Below are 21548 nucleotides of genomic sequence, written 5' to 3' on the forward strand. Positions count from 1 at the left end.
CCGTCAGTCCTTCTCTTCCTCGACCGCGGGCGCTGCGAGCGAACGCAGCACCAGCACGGGAAGGATCAGCGTAAAGACGATGACCTCCTTGAAATTACTGGCGTAGAATGAGGAAAAGGCCTCGACGCTGCCGACGATCAAGGCCGCCACCGCCGTTAGCGGATAGCTCACGAGACCACCGATGATTGCGGCAATGAAACCTTTCAGGCCGATCAGGAAGCCGGTGTCGTAATAGAGCGTGGTGATCGGCACGATCAGGATGCCGGAAATGGCGCCGATCAGGGACGCCAGCAGGAAGGCGATCTGTCCTGACAGCGTGGTGCGGATGCCGACGAGGCGGGCGCCGAGCCGGTTGACGGCGGTGGCGCGCAGCGCCTTGCCCATCAGCGTGAAGCCGAAGAACAGCCAGAGTGCTATGATGAAGGCAATCGTCAGCCCGTAGACCGCAAGGCTCTGGCCGGTGAAGCGCAGCGGGCCGATCGTCAATGCGGTGTTGGACAGTGCCGGTCCGCGCAGGCCCTCTGCGCCGAAGAACACCAGGCCCAGGCCCTGCAAAGCGAGATGGCAGCCGACGGAGGCGATCAGCAGCACCAGCACCGAAGTATGGGCGATCGGCTGGAATGCGATGCGGTAGAGGAACAGCCCGATTGCCGCGACGATCAAAAGCGACAGCGCGATGTTGACCGCAATCGGGGTCGTGGGGCTGGCGAACCCGTAGGTCAGGGCCAGGATGGCAGCCGGCAGGACGATGTTGAGGGCAAGGGAGCGCAAGACCTTCTTGAGCCGCAGCGATCGCCGCGCGTCGAACAGGTCGAGGCCGAAGGCGACCACGCCCATCGCCATGGCGAGCCACGCGGTGCCCGGCACCTTGCCGGTCGCCAGCACGGCATAGCTCAGCGCGCCGAAAGTGACGAATTCGCCCTGCGGGATCAGGATCACGCGGGTGACGGCAAACACCAGCACCAGCGCAAGCCCGAGCAGCGCATAGATCGCGCCATTGGTGATGCCGTCCTGCAGCAGGAACAGCATGATCGTCGTGTTCAAGACTGGCGCTCCCCCTAAAAGCGTCGCCGGTCCTGACCTCACGCGGTCCGCCGGCCGTCCGATATCTCGGCAGTTGAAAGGCGCCGATATTTGATATATTCAATAACAATTATCAAATATAACATCAAGGCCTCGGCCGCCGGCCGAGCCTTTTTTCGGGTGCGAGCCTCACGCATGACAGTTTCCAAGGCAGCGACCGATGCCGTCAAGCCGTCGCGCAGCAACGGCAAGGAAATTGCGGGCGGCGGCGCGGAGCATTCCGGGCTGCAGCTGGGCGAACTGGCCGAGCTGCTCGGCTATTCGCTCAAGCGTGCGCAGCTCAAGGTGTTCGAGGACTTTCTGCGCTGCGTCGCGCCGCTGCAACTGACGCCGGCGCAATTCTCGGTGCTGCTGCTGCTCGACCGCAACCCCGGACGCAACCAGACCGAAATCGCCAACACGCTCGGCATCCTCAGGCCGAATTTCGTCTCGATGCTGGATGCGCTGGAGAGCCGCGGCCTGTGCGCCCGGATGCGTTCGACCAACGACCGGCGCTCGCACATCCTGGTTCTGACTGACAAGGGAAGGGCGGTGCTGGCGCGCGCCAAAAAGCTCGTGGCCAGCAAGCACGAGGCGCGGCTCAACGAATTGCTTGGCCCCGCCAATCGCGTAGCCCTGCTCGAAATGCTGTCGAAGATCGCGGCGGAGTTCTGAGCGGCGCGATCAGGCCGCGACGATGCGGCCTTGAACGTCTCGCGTCCCGCGTCCCGACAGGAATTGCCGCTCGATCTCGGCGGCGGGAAGCGGCTTGCTGAACAGGAAGCCCTGCATCTCCGTGCATCCCTCGGAAGCGATGCTGTGGAGCTGCTCCGCGGTTTCCACGCCCTCGGCGGTAGCCGTCATGCCCATGCCATTGGCGAGCGCGGCAACCGCCCGCACGATGGTGAGCGAGCTCGAATCCTCGGTGATGTTCTTGACGAAGGAACGATCGATCTTGATCTTGTCGAACGGAAAGCTCTGCAGGTAGGTCAGCGACGAGTATCCGGTGCCGAAATCGTCCATCGCGATCCGGATTCCGAGCGCCCGCAACTGATGCAGCACCGCAAGCGTCGCCTCCTTGTTGTGGAGCAGCACGCTCTCGGTGATTTCGATTTCCAGCCGCGTGGCCGCGAGGCCGGAAGCCGCGAGCGCGCTGATGATCACCTGCATCAGGCCGGGACTGCGAAACTGGATCGCTGAAATATTGACGGCGACATGAAGGTTGTCGGGCCATTGCGCCGCGGTGGCGCAGGCCTGCTGGATGACCCACTCGCCCATCGGGACGATAAAGCCGATCTCTTCGGCCAGCGGAATGAAGTCGGCCGGCGAGATCATCCCCTTGCTCGGATGATTCCAGCGTATCAGGGCCTCGAAGCCGCTGATTTCCTTGCTCGCCAGGTTGACGACCGGCTGATAGTGCAGCTCGAATTCGCCTGCCGGCAGCGCCTTGCGCAGATCCTGTTCCATGATGCGGCGAGTCTGCATCTGCAGGTCCATCACGGGTTCGAAGAAGCGGAACGTGCCGCGGCCGTCGCTCTTGGCGCGGTAGAGCGCGAGGTCGGCGTTGCGCAACAATTTGTCGGGGTTCGCTCCGTCGCCGGGACCGACGGAAATGCCGATGCTGACGCCGATCACGGCCTGTTGGCCGTCGATGTCATAGGGCTCGCTCAGCGCGTCGATGACGCCCTGCGCCAGCGAAGTGGCGTCGGCGGGGTCCGCGATCGTGGCCTGCACGATCACGAATTCATCGCCGCCCATCCGCGCGATCGTGTCGGCCTCGCCAACCAGGGAGCGCAGCCGTTCGGCGACGATCCGCAGCAGCTTGTCGCCGCAGGGATGGCCGAACGTATCGTTGACGGCCTTGAACTGATCGAGGTCGAGGTGATGGACGGCCACCATTTCGCCGTGCTGAACCCGGCCGAGTGCATATTCGAGCCGGTCGTTCAACAACACCCGGTTGGCCAAATCCGTCAGCGCATCGTGGTGCGCCATGTATTCGATCTTGACCTCGGACTGGCGCTGCTCGGTGATGTCCTCATGCGTCGCGACCCAGCCGCCGCCGGGCATCGGCCGGTGACGGATCTTGAAGGTGCGCCCGTTCATCAATTCGACGATGCTGTCCTTTGCTTCGTTGGAAACCGCCACATTGGTGCGCCAGCGCAGATATTCGTCCCGCGTCATGGCGGGAAAGCTGCCGGCTTCGAAGCGCAGGTCGACGATCTCGATCAGCGACATGCCGGGGCTGACGCGCTCGGGCGCGATATCGTACATCTCGACAAAGCGATCGTTGCAGACGATCAGGCGGTGGTCGGAATCGAAGAAGCACAGCCCCTGCGACATGTTGTTGATCGCGGTGTCGAACTGGAAGTTCCTGACGCGCAGCGTCTCTTCCTGCTCCCTGCCGTGTTCGTATTGTTTCTTCAGCCGGGCATTGAGCTCTTCGCGCTCGGTGATGTCCTCGTGGGTCGCCATCCCGCCGCCGCCGGGCATCGGGTAGACGGTGTAGGCGATGATCCGGCCGTCAGTGAATTCCTGCACCGTGGTGTCGAGTGCGATGTCATGGCCGACGCGCTCGCGGATGTAATCATCGGGCGCGACCGGCACCTTCAGGCCGAGATCCAGCCGATGCCGGATCAGTTCACTGGTCGGTGTGCCCGGCTCCACCTGTTCAGGCGACAGCCCATACATTTCCCTGTAACGGGCGTTGCAGAAAACGACTTCACGATTCTCGTCGAAGACGGCGATGCCGAGCGATAAATTGTTGAACGCCTCTTCGAGCCGCGCACTCAACTGCGCAGACCGCGGGACGGTTAGCTGGCCGTGATCCGTCATGTAGCATTTCCCCAGCCGCTATCGGCGGCTCTCCTCCCTCCAGGAGCGCGGCCATTAGAAGCCGAAGCTGGTGAATTGCATCTTCGAGATGGGCAGATGCGTGCGGGTTCTTCGCAACTTGCTCAACAAAGCGTTAACGCCGTTTGGCACGTACAGGATGCCGGCAGCCGCCCGAAAAACCTAGGCGGGGTCCACCAAAATCACCCTGACGTCATTGACGTTGGTGAGCGTCGGGCCGATCAGCAGCAGATCGCCGGTGGCGGAGAAGAACGCGGTGGCATCGTTGTTGGCGAGATAAGCCGCAGGCTCGAGGCCGAGCGACTTCATCTTCGCAAACGTCGTCTGATCGATCACGGCGCCGGCCGGATCGGTTGCGCTGCCGGCGCCTCCGTCGGCGCCGTCGGTGTCGGCGGCCAGCGCCACGATGCCGGGGCTGTCCTTCAGAAGATCCGCCAGCGCCAGCGCATATTCCTGGTTGGGGCCGCCACGGCCATTGCCGCGCACGGTCACTGTGAGTTCGCCGCCCGAAAGGATCGCGATGCGTTTGCCTTCGCTGCGTGCTTTCAGCGCCAGGCGTGCATGATCGGCCGCAACGTCGCGCGCCTCACCTTCGAGATCCGCGCCAAGGCCGATGACCTCATAGCCGGCGTCCTTTGCGACCTTGATGGCCGCGTCGAGCGAAGCCTTCGGTTTTGCAATCATCTCGAATTGCGCGCGGGCAAACGCGCCATCGCCGGGCTTGCAGCTCTCATTCCCGGGATCTTCGAGGGCGCGCCTGACGGCATCGTCGACCGTGAGATTATACTTCGCCACCAGTGCGCGGGCATCCGCCAGCGTACTCGGATCCGGCACCGTCGGTCCCGATGCGATCGCGGACGGGTCGTCATGCGGCACGTCGGAGATTGCCAGCGTCACGATTTCCGCGGCGCGCTGTCCGGCGCGGGCCAGCCGTCCGCCCTTGATCCGCGACAGATGCTTGCGGACGATATTCATCTCGCCGATCGGCGCACCCGAACGCAACAATGCGCGATTCACCTGCTGCTTCTGTGCGAACGAAACGCCCTCGGCCGGTGCGATCCAGTTCGCGGAGCCGCCACCGGACAACAGCACCAGCAACAGATCGTCAGCGGTTGCCTCGGCGGCGAGACGCAGCGTTTCGTCGGCGGCTTTCAGTCCGGCCTCGTCGGGCACGGGATGGCCGGCCTCGACGACCCTGATCCGGCGCGTCGGCACACCGTGGCCGTGGCGCGTGGTGGCGAGGCCGGTCAGTCGCGCGGGATCGAGCCCCAGCGTATCGAGGTAGTGCCGTTCGGCCGCAGCGGCCATCGCTGCCGCTCCCTTGCCGGCGGCCAGGCAGATCACCTTGCCCTTAGGCACTGGGCGCAGATGCGCCGACAGCACGACGTCGGGATGCGCGGCCGCAACGGCCGCATCAAATATCGCACGCAGGAGGGGACGCCGGTCGGTCATGTCTGCTCGGGGACGAAGAGGGACGGGAAGTCAGGTTATCCATCCAATCGCTGCAAAAGAAAACCCCCGCAGGGTGCCTGCGGGGGCCTTGCTGGCCTGCAAATCGGCCAATCGGGATTCAGAATAACTAGCCGCCGGCGTCACCGGAGAGGATTTCGCCGAAGCGTTCCCAGGTGTCGCCCTTGAACTTGATTAGTTGCACGGATGAGATCGGCGCAAAGTCGGTTGCCGACGTGTTGACCTTGATGCCCGGCAGCAGGCCGCCGAGTTCGAGGTCCTTGATGCTGGCCGCCTGCTTCATGACGTTCTCGCGCGTGAGATTGTCGCCGCAGGCCTTCAGCACATGCACGAGACCCTGTGCGACGGTGTAGCCGTACATGACATTCGCATCGGCGCGGTTGGCTTCCGGATAATACTTGTCCAGGAACTCGCTCCAGGCCTTCATGCCCTCGTCGTTCTTCCACTGCGCATCGGTCGGATCCTTGAAGTATTGCGACGAGATGATGTCCTGGGAATTCTCGAAGCCGGCCGGCTTGATGACGCTGCCGATCGAGGCCGAGACGTTGTTGAGGAAGTGCAGCGGCTTCCAGCCGATCTCGGCGTTCTTCTTGATCGCCTGCGCCGCGAATTTCGGCGTGGTGATGTTGACGAACACGTCGGCTCCGGTCGCTTTCATCTTGACGATGTGGGAGTCGATGGTCGGTTCGGAGACTTCGTAGCTTTCCTCCATGACGATCATCGACGCGGCCTTGGCGCCTAACCCGTCCTTGAAGCCTTTCAAATAGTCCTTGCCGTAGTCATCGTTCTGGTAGAGCACCGCGATCTTGGCGTCCGGCTTGTTCTTCAGAATGTACTTCGCATAGATCTGCGTTTCGCTCTGGTAGTTGGGCTGCCAGCCCATCGTCCACGGAAAATTCTTCGGATCGTTCCACTTGGTGGCGCCGGTCGCGACGAACAGTTGCGGCACCTTCTTGGTGTTGAGGTACTTCTGGATCGCCGTGTTCGGCGGCGTACCGAGCGGGTTGAAGACGAGCAGCACCTCGTCGCTCTCGACCAGCTTGCGCGTTTGCTCCACCGTCTTCGGCGGGCTGTAGGCGTCGTCATAGCTGATGAAGTTGATCTTGCGGCCGTTGATGCCGCCTTCGGCGTTGATCTTCTTGAAGTAGGCCTCTTCGGTCTTGCCGATCACGCCATAGGCGGAAGCCGGTCCGCTGTAGGGCATGATGTTGCCGATCTTGATTTCGGTATCGCTCGCGCCGGGGTCGTATTTCTTCTGTGCGAGAACGCCGCTCGAAGTTGCCGCGAGTAGTCCAAACGCGGTCGAAACAACCGCAAGTTTTTTCATTGTGGACATTTCTGTCTCTCCCTTTTCATTTATTAATGCAACCGTCGGTCCCCTTGACGAGGCTCTTTTGACAGCGTCGTGATTAGCATCTTGCCGAAAGCCTCACAAACAAAAAGCCCCTGCGGCAAAAGCCGCAGGGGCTGCATCTTCAGCAGAGCTCGCAGTCGGGTCAGCCGCCGACGTCACCCGAGAGAATTTCGCCGAAGCGTTCCCAGTTCTCGCCCTTGAACCTTATCAGTTGCAATTGCGAGAGCGGAGCAAAATCGGTCGCCGACGTGTTGACCTTGACCCCAGGCAGCAGGCCGCCGAGTTCGAGGTCCTTGATGCTGGCCGCCTGCTTCATGACGTTCGCGCGGGTGAGGTCGTCGCCGCAGGCCTTTAGCACGTGCACCAAGCCTTGAGAGACGATATAGGCGTACATCACCGATGCATCGGCCCGGTTGGCTTCCGGATAATACTTATCCAGGAACTCATTCCATGCCTTCATCGCGGCATCGTTCTTCCATTGGGCGTCGGTTGGATCCTTGAAGTATTGCGACGAGATGATGTCCTGTCCATTCTCGAACCCGGCCGGCTTCATCACGCTGCCGATCGAGGCGGAGACGTTGTTGAGGAAGTGCAGTGGCTTCCAGCCGATCTCCATGTTCTTCTTGATCGCCTGTGCCGCGAATTTCGGCGTGGTGATGTTGAAGAAGACGTCGGCGCCGGCCGATTTCATCTTGACGATGTGGGAGTCGATCGTCGGCGCGGAAACCTCGTAGCTTTCCTCAATGACGATCATCGAAGCCGCCTTGGCGCCGAGCCCGTCCTTGAAGCCCTTCAGATAGTCCTTGCCGTAATCGTCGTTCTGATAAAGCACGGCGATCTTGGCGTTCGGGTTGTTCTTCAAAATGTACTTCGCATAGATCGCGGATTCGCTCTGGTAGTTGGGCTGCCAGCCCATGGTCCAGGGAAAGTCCTTGGGGTCGTTCCACTTGGTGGCGCCGGTTGCGACGAACAGTTGCGGCACCTTCTTGGTGTTGAGGTATTTCTGGATCGCGGTGTTCGGCGGCGTGCCGAGCGAATTGAAGACCAGCAGGACTTCGTCGCTCTCGACCAGCTTGCGCGCCTGCTCCACCGTCTTCGGCGGGCTGTAGGCGTCGTCATAGCTGACGAAGTTGATCTTGCGACCGTTGATGCCGCCCTCGGCGTTGATCTTCCTGAAAAAGGCCTCTTCGGTTTTTCCGATCACGCCGTAGGCCGAGGCCGGCCCGCTGTAGGGCATGATGTTGCCGATCTTGATTTCGGTATCGCTCGCGCCGGTGTCGTATTTCTTTTGTGCCAATGCGCCGCTGCTGGTCGCGGCAAGCAATGCGAGGGCAGCCGCAAAGGCTCCCAGTCGCAAGTTGATTACGGACATTTTTTGATCTCCCTGGGATCGATGACTGTGTCACTGTTTTTGATTGGAGCGCTTGGCGGCCCTTTGCGAACATTGAATACCTTTCGGCCGCGTCCAGCAACAAAAAGCCCCCCGCGACGGCGTCGCGGGAGGCGATATTTTGTCTGATCCCCGGGAAACTACCGTCCGGCGGAATATTAGTTAATGGCCGGCTTCGCCGCTGATGACGTCGCCGAACAGGTCCCACTTCTCGCCCTTGAAGCGCATCATCTGAAGTTGCTCGATCGGAGCGAAGTCGGTGGCCGACGTGTTGATCTTGACGCCGGGCAGCAGCGTATCGGGCGTGAAGTCCTTCAGGTTCGCGGCCTGCTTCATGATGTTTGCGCGGGTCAGATCGTCGCCGCACATCTCGATAACCTTGGTCAGGGTCTGTGCCGCGCCATACCCATAGACCACCGATGTGTTGAGGCGGTCGGCTTCCGGATAGTACTTGTCGAGCAGGGCGAGAAACTTCTTCATCCCGGGATCGTCTTGCCATTGCGGGTCGGCTGCGTCCTTGGCGTAGGCGGCCGACAGGATGCCTTGCGCGTTCTCGAATCCTGCCGGCTTGATCACGCTGCCGACCGAAATCGAAACGTTGGAGAGGATGTGCATCGGCTTCCAGTCGATCTCGGCGAGCTTCTTGATCGCCTGGGCCGCGAACTTTGGCGTTGTGATGCTGATGAAGACATCGGCGCCCGTGGCCTTGAGCTTGACGATATGGCTGTCGATCGTCGGCTCCGAAATCTCGTAGCTTTCCTCGGCAACGATCATCGACGCCTTGGCGCCGAAGCCGTCCTTGAGCCCCCTGACGTAGTCCTTGCCGAAATCATCGTTCTGGTAGAGCACGACGATTTTAGCGTCCGGCTTTTCCTTCATCAGGTACTTCGCGTAGATCAGCGCTTCGCTCTGATAGCTGGGCTGCCACCCGATGGTCCACGGAAAGTGCTTTGGATCGTTCCACTTGGTCGCGCCGGTGGCGACGAACAGTTGCGGGACTTTCTTGGCGTTCAGGTATTTCTGGATCGCGCTGTTGGACGGCGTGCCGAGCGGATTAAACACCACCAGCACCTCGTCGCTCTCGACGAGCTTGCGCACCTGCTCGACGGCCTTCGGTGGAGAGTAGGCGTCGTCATAGGAAACGAACTTGATCTTCCGGCCGTTGATGCCGCCGTTTTCGTTGACCATCTTGAAATAGGCTTCTTCGGTCTTGCCGATGACGCCATAGGCCGAGGCAGGACCGCTGTAGGGCACGATGTGACCGATCCGGATTTCGGTATCGGTCGCGCCGGTATCGTACTTCTTTTGAGCGAGCGCGTTGCTGGAAGCAAAGACGAAAGCGACGACCGCCGCCGGGAAGGCGGCAGTCTGTAGTGTTGCAAGCATAGTTTCTCCTGAGTTTCTTCTTTTGGTTCTTAGTTCTTCTTGAGTTTGCCGATCAGTTGCTGGGCAACGATCGCGACCTGCCTGGCGCCGTGCGGCACGAGGAAGATGACGAGGAACAGAAGCACGCCGAATACGGCGCCGGAGAGACCCTTCGAGATATGTTCGGCCATATTCGGCACGAAGATGATGAAGGCGGAGCCTACGATCGATCCCGGAAGCCAGCCGACGCCGCCGACGACCATGCCGAGGAACAGCGAGATCGCAAGCGTGATGGTGTAGCCGTCGGGCGCGACGAACTGGACCGCGATGGCGCCGAGACCGCCGGCAACGCCGGTGATGCCGGCCGAGACGCCGAACGCCAGCGTCTTGTACAGCGCGACATCGACACCCATGGCGGAGGCCGCGATCTCGTTGTCGCGGATCGCCATGAAGGCGCGACCCGAGCGCGATCGCAGCAGGTTGACCGAGGCGATATAGATGCCGATCGTGATCACGAGCGTGAAGTAATACAGCCACATGTCCTGGCCCATCGGCAGGCCGAACGGCGCATCGGGCTTGGTCACGACCAATCCCTGCACGCCGCCGGTCCAATGCTCGAAGAAGCCGAGCTTCAGGAGTTGCGGCATGGCGACCGCAAGCGCAAAGGTCGCCAGCGCGAGATACACGCCGGAGAGCCGCAGCGCCGGCTGGCCGAATACGAAACCGAAGGCAAAGCAGATGATCCCGGCGATCGGCAGCGTCAGCGCGTAGTTCATCCCGACATGTTCCATCAGGATCGCCGACGTATAGGCGCCGACCGCGTAGAACGCGCTCTGGCCGAGCGAGAACTGGCCGCTTCCGCCGGTCAGGATGTTCAGCGCCAGAACGGCAAGGCCGTAGATCAGGAGCATCGTCATCTGGAAGATGATGAAATTCTTGACGAACAGCGGCGCGAGAATCAGCGCACCCAGCACCACCAGCGAGGTGCCCAGGCCGAGCGTCATCGCTCGCTTCGGAACGGCCTCGACGGCCGGTGCCTCTGTGACGACGTCTTCTGCAGCAGCGCTCATGATCAAACTCGCTTCACGATGGGCCGGCCCAACAGACCTGCCGGTTTGACGACCAGGACGGTGATGATCAGCGCAAGCGCGATCGGCAGTTTCAGCTCGTTACCGACGCCGGGAATGTAGGTCCCGGCGAGATTTTCAAACACGCCGACCAGGAAGCCGCCGAGCACGGCGCCGAGCGGTGAGGTCAGGCCGCCAAGAACGGCCGCGGCAAATCCGTAGATCAGCACGCCGCCCATCATGTTCGGCTCCAGGAACACGACAGGTGCGATCAGGATGCCGGCGATCGCGCCGATGGCGGAAGCCATGCCCCAGCCCAGTGCGATCATCCACGAGGTGTTGATGCCGACCAGGCGGGCCGATTCCGGCAGCGAGGCGGCGGCGCGCATCGCAAGGCCGATCCGCGTGAACTGAAAGAAGAAATAAAGTGCGATCAGCAGCCCCAGCGTGACGCCGATCATGCCGGCCTGGTGGGTCGAGATCAGCTGGCTTCCGAGGAACGGCGAGGATCCGAACGGTGTCGGATACTGCTTGATGGTGAAGTCCCAGATCAGGCCGGCGCAGCTGTTGACGATCGCGAACAATGCGATGAAACCGGCGACGTTGGTCAGGATCGGGGCCTTGGCGAGCGGCTTGAACAGCAGCCGCTCGATGACGATGCCGCCGACAAAGGAGATGATCAGCGTGGCCAGGAAGGCCCACCAGTAAGGTATGCCCCACTGCATCAGCTGCCATGAAATGAAGGTCGAGAACATCGCCATTTCGCCCTGGGCGAAATTGAGGTGGTCGATCGCCTGGAAGATCATCACGACGGCGAGCGCCATACAGGCATAGATCGCGCCTGTGGCAATGCCGGCCAGGACCTGGTTGGTAAAAAGCTCCATTGTCCTGCTCCTCAGTAGCCGAGATAGGATTTACGGACGTCTTCGTTGTTCGCGATGTCCTTGGCGTTGCCCGACATCACGATCCGTCCGGTTTCGATGACATAGGCCTGGTCGGCGAGCTCCAGCGCCAGTTGCGCGTTCTGCTCCACCACCAGAATGGTGACCTTCTCCTCGCGGTTGATCTTGCCGAGGATCTTGAACAGTTCGCGCACGATCAGGGGCGCCAGACCGAATGACGGCTCGTCCAGCAGCATCAGCCGCGGCCGCAGCATCAGCGCACGCGCGACCGCGAGCATCTGCTGCTCACCGCCCGACAGCGTGCCGGCCTGCTGGGTATGCCGTTCCTTCAGCACCGGGAAGTGCTCGTACATGCGCTCGATGTCGGCGACCACGCCCTTCTTGTCGTTGCGGGTGATGGCGCCGAGCTGCAGGTTTTCCTCCACCGTCATGGTGGTGAAGGTGCCGCGGCCCTGCGGCACATGCGCGATGCCGAGACGGACGACGTTTTCGGTTGATCGGCCGGAGAGCGGCTTGCCCTCGAACTCGATCGCCCCGGTCGAACGCACCATGTTGCAGATCGCGCGCAAGGTGGTGGTCTTGCCGGCGCCGTTGGCGCCGAGCAGCGTGGTCAGCGAGCCCTCGTTGAGGGCGAAGCTGAGGCCATGAAGCGCCTGGACCTGCCCGTAATAAGCGCGGAGATCCTTGACGTTAAGCATCGCGGTCATTGGTCCTTGCTCCCCAGATAGGCTTTGATGACATCCGGGTCGGCCTGGACCTGGGCCGGTGTTCCTTCGGCGAGCTTGCGGCCGAAGTTGAGTGCGACGACGTGGTCGGCGATCGACATCACCAGACCCATGTGATGTTCGACGAGCAGCACGGTCATGTGGCGCTCGTCGCGAATGCGGCGGATCAGATCGCCGAGCACATGGACTTCTTCGTGGTTGAGGCCGCCGGCGGGCTCGTCGAGCAGCAGGATCTTCGGATCGGCGGCGAGTGCGCGCGCGAGTTCGACGCGCTTCTGGGTGCCGAAGGGCAGGCCGGAGACCACCGTGTGGGCGACGTCATTGAGATCCAGATAATCGAGGATCTCATGGACCTTCTTGTTGACGTCGGCTTCGGTGCGGCGAACCCAGGCGAGCTTGAGCGAGTCCGAGATGATGTCGCTCGAGGTGCGCGCGTGGGTGCCGACGCGAACGTTGTCGAGCACCGACAGATTGGGAAACAGCGCGACGTTCTGGAAGGTGCGGCCGATGCCGATTTCGGCGATCCGGTGCGGCGGACGCGTCAAAATGCTCACGCCCTCCATCAGAATATCGCCGGAGCTCGGCTGATAGAGTCGGGAGAGACAGTTGAACAACGTCGTCTTGCCGGCGCCGTTCGGACCGATCAGTCCAAGGATGTTTCCCTTGTGCATGTTAAACGACACGCCGTTCAACGCGATGATGCCGCCGAACACGACGCTGACGTCGCGAACCGCGAGCAGGGGAGCATTTCCCTGCGCGAGCTGGGCCTGCGTCATCGGGTCTCGCCCGCGCTGATCACAGGGCGGGAATGACCACGCGAAGATTTTCGCCAGTCGTGATGAAGGCTATCTGATCCCCTCGGACACACGTGCAACTTTTCCTCCTGCTTTCAACTTCTTGTTTTCTGCTTTTTTTGATTGCGGTGCTGCGCCGCCCAGCGCTGCCTCAATGTTCCTTACCATCGTGACAAGGCGAGGTCCAATATCGTTGATCAAGCGATCTTCCGTGAAGCGGAAAGCAGGCGCGCCACAATTAAAGGCATACGGTCCGGTTCCGTCGTTGAGCTTCAACGCCACCCCTACTGCGTGCACGTCCTCTTGCCATTCACCTGCGGAGATCGTGAATCCGTGACGCACAACCATTTCACCCGCGCGTTCGATACCGTCGCGCATCCGCGACCAGCGGCTACCGTAATGATCGCGCAGTTCGCGCAACAAGGTGGCGCGCTCATCCTCGGGCAGCGCCCAGATATAGGCGCGCCCCATCGCGGTCGTCGCGATCGGTACGCGCGAACCGACGTCGAGCTGCACACCAAGTAGCCCGGTACGGCTCTGCCCGAAATAGATCATGCTGTGACGGTCGCGTCCGCCGACGGCGACGGCGCCGCCGGTCTCGCGCATCAGTTCTTCACGATAGGGTTCGGACAAATGCCGAACGCCGAGATTGGCAAGGGCGGCATACCCCAGCGCCATGGCTGATGGCGCGAGCTGATACTTCTCGAAGCGCGGAACGGGTGTAAGATAACCCAGCTTGGTCAGGGTGTAGGTCAGCCGGGAAATGGTTGGCTTCGGCAAATTGGTACGGGCGGCGAGTTCTTGATTGCCGAGCAGTCCGTCGTTGGGATGAAATGCGCGCAACACATCAAGTCCGCGGGAAAGCGCGACGACGAAGCTGCGATCGGTCGCCACCTTTTTCCCTGGACGCTTCATTACCCGCTACTGCTGATGAGCTCGTTGACAAGGGACGTGCTTCAAAATAACCCTCCCTGTCAAGATGTGGAATTAAATTTCGCAGTGCGAAATTAGCGAAAATGACCGTAGCTACTCAACGCAAGTCGAGCAGCATCCAAGAACAAACGATCCAGAGAACAAACGATCCAGGGAGAGTCCCGTGAGCGAAGTGGTAAAACTCGAGCGTCAAGACGTCATCGCCATCGTCACGGTCAACAGTCCTCCCGTCAACGCGCTGAGCGCCGCGGTGCGCGGCGGTATTTTCGAGTGCATGAAAAGCGCGATCGCCGATGCCGAAGTGAAGGCCATCGTGCTGACCTGCGGCGGCCGCACCTTCATCGCCGGCGCCGACATCACCGAATTCGGCAAGCCGCCGAAGCCGCCCGGCCTCGCCGAAGTGCTTGTCCTGATGGAGAACTCGCCGAAGCCGATCATTGCCGCCATCCACGGCACCGCGCTCGGCGGCGGCCTCGAAGTCGCTCTGGCATGCCACTATCGCGTCGCGACCAAGGAAGCGAAGCTTGGCCTGCCGGAAGTGAAGCTCGGCCTTCTGCCGGGTGCCGGCGGTACCCAGCGGCTCCCGCGCGCGGTCGGCCCGGAACTCGCGGTCAAGATGATTGTCAGCGGCGATCCGATCGGCGCGGCGGACGCGCTCAAGAACGGCCTGATCGAGGAAATCGTCGAAGGCCCGGCCGTCGGCGGCGAGGCCTTTGCCCGCAAGGTGCTGGCGGAGAAGCGTCCCTTGCGCAAGCTGCGCGACGACGACTCCAAGCTCGCAGCGGCCAAGGCCGACATTTCGATCTTCACCAATGCGGTCGCAGTCCTGACCAAGAAGGCGCGCGGGCTCGAAGCGCCGTTCGCGGCCGCAGATGCCGTCCGCGCCGCGATCGAGCTGCCGTTCGACGAAGGATTGAAGAAGGAGCGCGAAGGTTTTCTCAAGCTCGTCGCCAGCGACCAGTCGAAGGCGCAGCGCTATGCGTTCTTCTCCGAGCGTGAAGCCGCCAAGATCGCCGGAGTTCCTGAAGGAACGAAGGCGCGTCCCGTCGAGCGCGTCGCCATCATCGGCGCCGGCACCATGGGCGGCGGTATCGCGATGTCGTTCGCCAATGCCGGTATCCCGGTGACGCTGATCGAGACCGGCGAAGAGCAGCTCAAGCGCGGCCTGGGCGTGATGCAGAAGAACTACGAGGCAACCGCCGCGCGCGGCGGCATCCCCGCCGATGCTCCGGCCAAGCGCATGGGCCTGATCACGGGCGTTGTCGGCCTCGAGAACGTCAAGGACGCTGACCTGGTGATCGAAGCCGTGTTCGAGACCATGGCGGTCAAGAAGGAAGTGTTCGAGGCGCTCGACAAGCACGCCAAGCCGGGCGCGGTGCTGGCTTCCAACACCTCGTACCTCAACATCGACGAAATCGCGAAGGTTACAAAACGTCCGCAGGACGTGCTCGGCATGCACTTCTTCTCGCCGGCCAACGTGATGAAGCTGTGCGAAATCGTGCGCGCGGAGAAGACCGCGCCGGACGCGCTGACGACCGCCGTCTCCATCGCGCGCAAGATCGCAAAGGTGCCGGCCGTGGTCGGCGTCTGCGACGGTTTTGTCGGCAACCGCATGCTGGCCCAGCGCGGCAAGCAGTCGGAAAAGTTGCTGTTCGAAGGCGCGTTGCCGCAGCAGGTCGATGCGGTCGTGACGAAGTTCGGCATGCCGATGGGCCCGTTCGCGATGAGCGATCTCGCAGGCCTCGATATCGGCTGGCGTTCGCGCAAGGACCGCGGCATCAAGTCGGAAATAGCCGACGCGCTGTGCGAGGCCGGGCGCTTCGGCCAGAAGACCGGCAAGGGCTATTACAAGTATGAAGCCGGGTCGCGCGCGGCGTTGCCGGATCCGGAAGTCGAAAAGCTGATCGACGAGACCCTGCAGCGCCTCGGCCGCAAGAAGCGCGTCGTCAGCGACGACGAAATTCTGGAGCGCATGATGTACCCGATGATCAACGAGGGTGCGCGCATCCTCGAAGAGAACATCGCGGCGCGGCCGAGCGACATCGACGTGATCTGGCTCTACGGTTATGGCTGGCCGATCTATCGCGGCGGCCCGATGTTCTACGCCGACCAGGTCGGCCTCAAGCACATCGCCGATCGTCTCTCCTATTACGCCAAGGAGACCAACGATCCCTCGCTCGAACCGGCGCCGCTGCTCAAGCGTCTGGCCGCGGAGGGCAAGACCTTTGCGTCGCTGGCCGCGCAGTCGAAAGCGGCTTGAATGGGACACCCCGGAGAGCAGTTCTATCCGGAAGGCGTTCGCTGGGACGATCCGATCGCACGCGGCACGCTGCCCGACCTGTTGTCGGCAGCGGTCGCCGAATTCGGATCGCGCCCCGCCATCGAATTTCGCGACCGGCCGATCAGTTTCACCGAGCTTGAAGCACTGGTGGAGACCGCAGCCAGCGCCTTCCTTCGCGCCGGCTACGGCAGGAACAGCTCGATCGCGCTGTTCCTCGGCAATACGCCCGACCATCCCGTCAATTTCTTCGGCGGTCTGAAAGCGGGCGCCCGAATCGTGCATCTGTCGCCGCTGGACGGCGAGATCGCGCTGTCGCACAAGCTCACGGACTCCGGTGCGCGCGTGCTGGTCACCAGCAGTCTCTCGGCGCTGTTGCCGACCGCGCTGAAATTGCTGGACAAGGGTTTGCTCGATCGCTTGATCGTCTGCGAGGACGATCATTGGGGCAGGATCGGAGCGCCGCAGACGGGGCTGCCGGAAAACCCTGCGGTCATCACTTATAGACAATTCATCGACGGCGCGGCGAAGCCAGAGCAATGGCCTGCGATTTCGCCCGATGACGTCGCGCTGCTGCAATATACCGGCGGCACTACAGGGCTTCCAAAAGGCGCGATGCTGAGCCATGGCAATCTGACGTCCGCGGTGTCGATCTTCGACGCCTGGGGCAAGCCGGGGCGTGCCGAGCGCAATGCGATCGAGCGCGTGATCTGCGTGTTGCCGCTGTTCCACATCTATTCGCTGACGGTGGTGCTGCTGTCGTCGATCCTGCGCGGCAATCTTATTTCGATGCACCAGCGTTTTGACGTCGAGGCTGTGATGCGCGACATCGAAGTGAAGCGCGCGACGGTGTTTCCCGGCGTGCCGACGATGTGGATCGCGATCGCCGCCTTGCCGGATCTGGACAAGCGCGATTTGTCGTCGCTGGTCATCGCTGGCTCGGGCGGTGCGCCGCTGCCGGTGGAAGTGGCGCGGATCCTGGAGCGCAGGGTCGGCATGAAGCTGAAGAGCGGCTGGGGTATGACAGAAACCGGCTCCCCCGGCACCGCCCACCCCAAGGAAGGTCCGGACAAGCCAGGCTCGATCGGCCTGATGCTCCCCGGCATCGAAGTGGACGTGGTATCGCTGGAAGACCCGACGAAGCTGATGCCGGTGGGCGAAACCGGCGAACTCCGCGTCCGCGGCCCGAACGTCACCAAAGGCTACCTGAACCGGCCGCAGGAAACCGCGAAGGCCTTTGTCGGCGATCGCTTCCTCACCGGCGACATCGGCTACATGGATGCCGACGGCTATTTCTACCTGGTCGACCGCAAGACGGACATGATCATTTCCGGTGGCTTCAACGTCTATCCGCAGATGATCGAGCAGGCGATCTACACCCATCCCGCCGTGCAGGAAGTGATCGTGATCGGGATTCCCGACGACTACCGCGGCGAGGCTGCGAAGGCCTTCATCAAGCTGCGCGGCGGCGCCAAGCCGTTCACGCTGGACGAATTGCGTGCGTTCCTGACAGGCAAGATCGGCAGGCACGAACTGCCGGCTGCGCTCGATTTCGTCGACGAGCTGCCGCGCACGGCGGTCGGCAAATTGTCGCGTCACGAACTGCGGATGCAGCAGTCGTCGCAGGCCGCATCAGTTAAACAGCAACAAGTCGCAACAGGAGGCCGTTCTTAGCACTCCGCCGTCGTCCCTGCGAACGCAGGGACCCATACGCCGCGGTCCCGGCCTGGGGCACTTGGGGTTACGGCTCGGACAACACTTGCGACGGTGGCTATGGGTCCCTGCGTTCGCAGGGACGACGAGATATAGAGTTCGCGTTAGCAGGAATTGAATTCGCTCACAGGAGGATCCGATGGATCTCGCTTTCAGCAAGGAAGAAATCGCGTTTCGTGAGGAGGTGCGGGCCTTCTTCCGGGACAACGTGCCGCCGGAAACGCGGCGCAAGATGGTGGAGGGCCGCCACCTCTCCAAGGACGAGATGGTCGCCTGGTGGCGCATCCTGAACAAGAAGGGCTGGGGCTGCTCGCACTGGCCGAAGGAATATGGCGGCACAGGCTGGACCTCCGTGCAGCATTACATCTTCAACGAAGAGCTGCAGATGCACCCCGCGCCGGCGCCGCTCGCCTTCGGCGTCAGCATGGTCGGCCCGGTCATCTACACTTTTGGCAACGAGACGCAGAAGAAGCAGTATTTACCGCGCATCGCCAATGTCGACGACTGGTGGTGCCAGGGCTTTTCGGAGCCCGGCTCCGGCTCAGATCTTGCGTCGCTGAAAACCAAGGCCGAGCGCAAGGGCGACAAGTACATCATCAACGGCCAGAAGACCTGGACCACGCTGGCCCAGCACGCCGACATGATCTTCTGCCTGTGCCGCACCGACACCAATGCGAAGAAGCAGATGGGCATCTCCTTCATCGTGTTCGACATGAAGTCGAAGGGCGTCACCGTGCGCCCGATCGAGACCATCGACGGCGGCCGTGAGGTCAACGAAGTGTTCTTCGACGACGTCGAGGTGCCGGTCGAGAATCTGATCGGCGAGGAGAACAAGGGCTGGGACTACGCAAAATTCCTGCTCGGCAACGAGCGCACCGGCATCGCCCGCGTCGGCGTCTCCAAGGAGCGGCTGCGCCGCATCAAGGACCTCGCCTCCAAGGTCGAGCAGAACGGCAAGCCCGTGATCGAGGACCAGGGTTTCCGCGAAAAACTCGCCGCCTGCGAGATCGAGCTGAAGGCGCTCGAACTCACGCAGCTTCGCGTCGTCGCGGATGAAGGCAAGCACGGCAAGGGCAAGCCCAACCCGGCGTCTTCGGTGCTGAAGATCAAGGGTTCGGAAATCCAGCAGACCACCACCGAACTCCTGATGGAAGTGATCGGCCCGTTCGCAGCACCCTACGACGTGCATGGCGACGACGGCTCCAACGAGACCATGGACTGGACCGCCCAGATCGCGCCGAGCTACTTCAATAACCGCAAGGTCTCGATCTACGGCGGCTCCAACGAGATCCAGCGCAACATCATCACCAAGGCGGTGCTGGGGCTTTAAGAGGCTTAGCGAACAACACAGGTGTCGTCCCCCGCGAAGGCGGGGGACCCAGTACGCCGCGGCGGGCATGCTTACGGCAGGCGCCTGCGATTACTGGATCCCCGCCTACGCGGGGATGACGATTGAAAGCTCGGCAACGGCGTTGCCCGAATTGAATTCTGGAGAAAGTAACGAACATGGATTTTGATTTGTCCGAGGAGCAGCGCCTTCTCAAGGAAAGCATCGACGGTCTGTTGACCGACTCCTACGATTTCGATGCGCGCAAGAAGTACCAGAAAGAGAAGGGCGGCTGGAGCAAGGCCGTCTGGGGCAAGCTCGCCGAGCAGGGCTTGCTGGGCCTGCCGTTCGCCGAGGCCGATGGCGGCTTTGGCGCCGGCGCGGTCGAGACCATGATCGTGATGGAGGCGCTCGGCAAGGCGCTGGTGCTGGAGCCGTATCTCGCCACCGTCGTGATCGGCGGCGGCTTCCTGCGCCACGGCGGCTCGGCCGAGCAGAAGGCCGCGCACATCCCCGGCATCATCGACGGCAGCAAGACCTTTGCGTTCGCGCAGCTCGAGAAGAACTCGCGCTACGACCTCGGCGATGTCGCGACCACCGCCAAGAAGAAGGGTTCGGGATGGGTCATCGACGGCGAAAAGTTCGTCGTCCTCAATGGCGAGAACGCCGACACCCTGATCGTGACCGCGCGGACCAAGGGTGGCCAGCGCGACAAGACCGGCATCGGCGTATTCCTGGTCCCGGCGAACGCCAAGGGCGTTACCCGCAAGGGCTATCCGACCCAGGACGGCCTGCATGCGGCTGACATCACCTTCACCGGCGTCGAAGTCGGCGCAGATGCCGCGATCGGCGATCCCGAGAACGGCCTCGCCCTGATCGAGCGCGTGGTGGACGAAGCCCGCACCGCGATGTGCGCGGAAGCCGTCGGCGCGATGGATGAATCGCTGAAGAGCACGGTCGAATATCTCAAGACCCGCAAACAGTTCGGCGTGCCGATCGGCAGCTTCCAGACGCTGCAGCACCGCGCCGCCGACATGTTCGTGGCGCTCGAACAGGCCCGCAGCATGTCGATGTTCGCGACCATGGCGGCCGATTTCGACAGCGCCAAGGAGCGCGCGACCGCGGTCGCCGCCGCCAAGGTGCAGATCGGCAAGTCCGGCAAGTTCATCGGCCAGCAGTCGATCCAGCTTCACGGCGGCATCGGCATGACCCAGGAAGCCAAGATCGGCCACTACTTCAAGCGGCTGACCATGATCGAAAACACCTTTGGCGACACCGACTACCACCTCCGCCGCGTCACGGACGCGGGCGGGCTGGTGTAGTTCTTCCGTCATTCCGGGGCATCGCGAAGCGATGAGCCCGGAATCCATCTCGCAACTTGCGCAGCGGCCCGATGGATTCTCTGATGTGCAATTGCACATCATAGCTCGCGACTTCGTCGCGCCCCGGAATGACGGGGCAAGGGTCAGGGAGCCAACAACAATGAAAAACACCCCGTTCGATCTCACCGGAAAGGTCGCCATCATCACCGGCTCCAGCCGCGGCATCGGCCGTTCCTCCGCCGAGCTGCTCGCCAAGCTCGGCGCAAAAGTCGTGATCTCCAGCCGCAAGGCGGACGCCTGCCACGAAGTCGCCGAAGGCATCAAGAACGCCGGCGGCGACGCCCATGTCATTCCCTGCAACATCTCGCGCCGCGAGGAAGTCGAGGCGCTGGTTGCGGGCACCACGAAGCATTACGGCAAGGTCGACATCCTCGTCTGCAACGCCGCGGTGAATCCCTATTACGGCCCGCTGCTCGACATCAAGGACGAGGCCTTCGACAAGATCATGGGCAGTAACGTCAAGAGCAACATCTGGCTCTGCGCGCTGGCGATCCCGCAAATGGCTGAACGCGGCAACGGCTCGGTGGTGATCATCTCCTCGATCGGCGGCATGCGCGGTTCTACCGTGATCGGCGCCTACGGCATTTCGAAAGCCGCTGATTTTGCGCTGTGCCGCAGCCTCGCCGGCGAATGGGGCCCGAAAGGCGTCCGCGTCAATTGCGTGGCACCGGGCTTGGTCAAGACCGATTTCGCCAAGGCGCTCTGGGAAGATCCGGAAATGCTCAAGCGCCGCACCGCCGGCACGCCGCTGCGGCGGATCGGCGAACCCGACGAAATCGCCGGCGCGGTGGCGTATCTGGCTTCCGACGCCTCCACCTTCATGACCGGCCAGACCATCGTGGTCGACGGCGGCGTGACGACGGCGGCGACGTGATCTCTTACCCTCGCCCTCCAGGGGAGGGTAAGAGAAGCTCCACCTCTCTCCATCGTCGTCCC

The 21548-nt window shown here is 62.3% G+C and carries 17 protein-coding genes; 6 read left to right on the forward strand and 11 right to left on the reverse strand.

Translation table 11 applies throughout. From position 1 onward, the window contains the following. Nucleotides 1-3: 3 nt before the first annotated feature. Complete coding sequence (locus IVB05_RS03800) at nt 4-1044, reverse strand: branched-chain amino acid ABC transporter permease (RefSeq protein WP_247783095.1); 1041 nt, start codon at nt 1042-1044, stop codon at nt 4-6. Between the two features lie 174 nt (nt 1045-1218). Between IVB05_RS03800 and IVB05_RS03805 the strand changes: the two genes are divergently transcribed. Then, nucleotides 1219-1737 (forward strand): MarR family transcriptional regulator, encoded by a 519-nt coding sequence (locus IVB05_RS03805; protein ID WP_247783096.1) that lies wholly within the window; start codon nt 1219-1221, stop codon nt 1735-1737. Nucleotides 1738-1746: 9 nt separating this feature from the next. Here the strand turns inward: IVB05_RS03805 and IVB05_RS03810 are convergent, their stop codons facing one another. From IVB05_RS03810 to IVB05_RS03855, 10 genes are all read right to left on the reverse strand, one after another. Beyond that, on the reverse strand, nt 1747-3894 hold the full coding sequence (locus IVB05_RS03810) for an EAL domain-containing protein (protein ID WP_247783097.1): 2148 nt from the start codon (nt 3892-3894) through the stop codon (nt 1747-1749). A gap of 180 nt (nt 3895-4074) precedes the next feature. Then, nucleotides 4075-5364 carry a glycerate kinase gene (locus IVB05_RS03815; protein ID WP_247783098.1) on the reverse strand — a complete coding sequence of 430 codons (1290 nt, stop codon included), beginning with the start codon at nt 5362-5364 and terminating at the stop codon, nt 4075-4077. A 127-nt stretch (nt 5365-5491) separates the two neighbouring features. Continuing rightward, entirely contained in the window at nt 5492-6718 is a 1227-nt protein-coding gene (locus tag IVB05_RS03820; protein WP_247783099.1) for an ABC transporter substrate-binding protein, read from the reverse strand. 160 nt (nt 6719-6878) lie between these two features. Next, a complete protein-coding gene (locus IVB05_RS03825; protein WP_247783100.1) occupies nt 6879-8108 on the reverse strand; it encodes an ABC transporter substrate-binding protein in 1230 nt (409 codons plus the stop codon). Nucleotides 8109-8288: 180 nt separating this feature from the next. Continuing rightward, nucleotides 8289-9512 carry an ABC transporter substrate-binding protein gene (locus IVB05_RS03830; protein WP_247783101.1) on the reverse strand — a complete coding sequence of 408 codons (1224 nt, stop codon included), beginning with the start codon at nt 9510-9512 and terminating at the stop codon, nt 8289-8291. Between the two features lie 29 nt (nt 9513-9541). Continuing rightward, the gene (locus IVB05_RS03835) at nt 9542-10561 is read right to left on the reverse strand and encodes a branched-chain amino acid ABC transporter permease (RefSeq protein ID WP_247783102.1); all 1020 of its coding nucleotides are present in this window, start codon (nt 10559-10561) and stop codon (nt 9542-9544) included. A 2-nt stretch (nt 10562-10563) separates the two neighbouring features. Beyond that, nucleotides 10564-11442 carry a branched-chain amino acid ABC transporter permease gene (locus IVB05_RS03840; protein ID WP_247783104.1) on the reverse strand — a complete coding sequence of 293 codons (879 nt, stop codon included), beginning with the start codon at nt 11440-11442 and terminating at the stop codon, nt 10564-10566. Between the two features lie 11 nt (nt 11443-11453). Beyond that, entirely contained in the window at nt 11454-12167 is a 714-nt protein-coding gene (locus IVB05_RS03845; RefSeq protein ID WP_247783106.1) for an ABC transporter ATP-binding protein, read from the reverse strand. Next, nucleotides 12164-12961: an ABC transporter ATP-binding protein gene (locus tag IVB05_RS03850; protein ID WP_247783107.1), complete on the reverse strand. Its 798-nt coding sequence runs from the start codon at nt 12959-12961 to the stop codon at nt 12164-12166. The genes IVB05_RS03845 and IVB05_RS03850 overlap by 4 nt, the downstream gene beginning before the upstream one ends. 69 nt (nt 12962-13030) lie before the next feature. Next, nucleotides 13031-13894 carry an IclR family transcriptional regulator gene (locus IVB05_RS03855; RefSeq protein WP_247783108.1) on the reverse strand — a complete coding sequence of 288 codons (864 nt, stop codon included), beginning with the start codon at nt 13892-13894 and terminating at the stop codon, nt 13031-13033. A 181-nt stretch (nt 13895-14075) separates the two neighbouring features. Between IVB05_RS03855 and IVB05_RS03860 the strand changes: the two genes are divergently transcribed. The 5 genes from IVB05_RS03860 (at nt 14076) to IVB05_RS03880 (ending at nt 21486) form a co-directional block, all read left to right on the forward strand. Further along, nucleotides 14076-16172, forward strand: coding sequence for a 3-hydroxyacyl-CoA dehydrogenase NAD-binding domain-containing protein (locus IVB05_RS03860; RefSeq protein ID WP_247783109.1), 2097 nt, complete (start codon nt 14076-14078; stop codon nt 16170-16172). Beyond that, on the forward strand, nt 16173-17864 hold the full coding sequence (gene pimA / locus IVB05_RS03865; RefSeq protein ID WP_247783110.1) for a dicarboxylate--CoA ligase PimA: 1692 nt from the start codon (nt 16173-16175) through the stop codon (nt 17862-17864). 178 nt (nt 17865-18042) lie between these two features. Continuing rightward, nucleotides 18043-19233 (forward strand): pimeloyl-CoA dehydrogenase large subunit, encoded by a 1191-nt coding sequence (pimC, locus tag IVB05_RS03870; RefSeq protein ID WP_247783111.1) that lies wholly within the window; start codon nt 18043-18045, stop codon nt 19231-19233. A 176-nt stretch (nt 19234-19409) separates the two neighbouring features. Further along, nucleotides 19410-20552 (forward strand): pimeloyl-CoA dehydrogenase small subunit, encoded by a 1143-nt coding sequence (gene pimD, locus IVB05_RS03875; RefSeq protein WP_247783113.1) that lies wholly within the window; start codon nt 19410-19412, stop codon nt 20550-20552. 160 nt (nt 20553-20712) lie between these two features. Further along, the gene (locus IVB05_RS03880; protein WP_247783114.1) at nt 20713-21486 is read left to right on the forward strand and encodes an SDR family oxidoreductase; all 774 of its coding nucleotides are present in this window, start codon (nt 20713-20715) and stop codon (nt 21484-21486) included. Nucleotides 21487-21548: the final 62 nt, after the last annotated feature.

Source organism: Bradyrhizobium sp. 170 (assembly GCF_023101085.1).
In the GTDB taxonomy this organism is placed as follows: Bacteria; Pseudomonadota; Alphaproteobacteria; order Rhizobiales; family Xanthobacteraceae; genus Bradyrhizobium.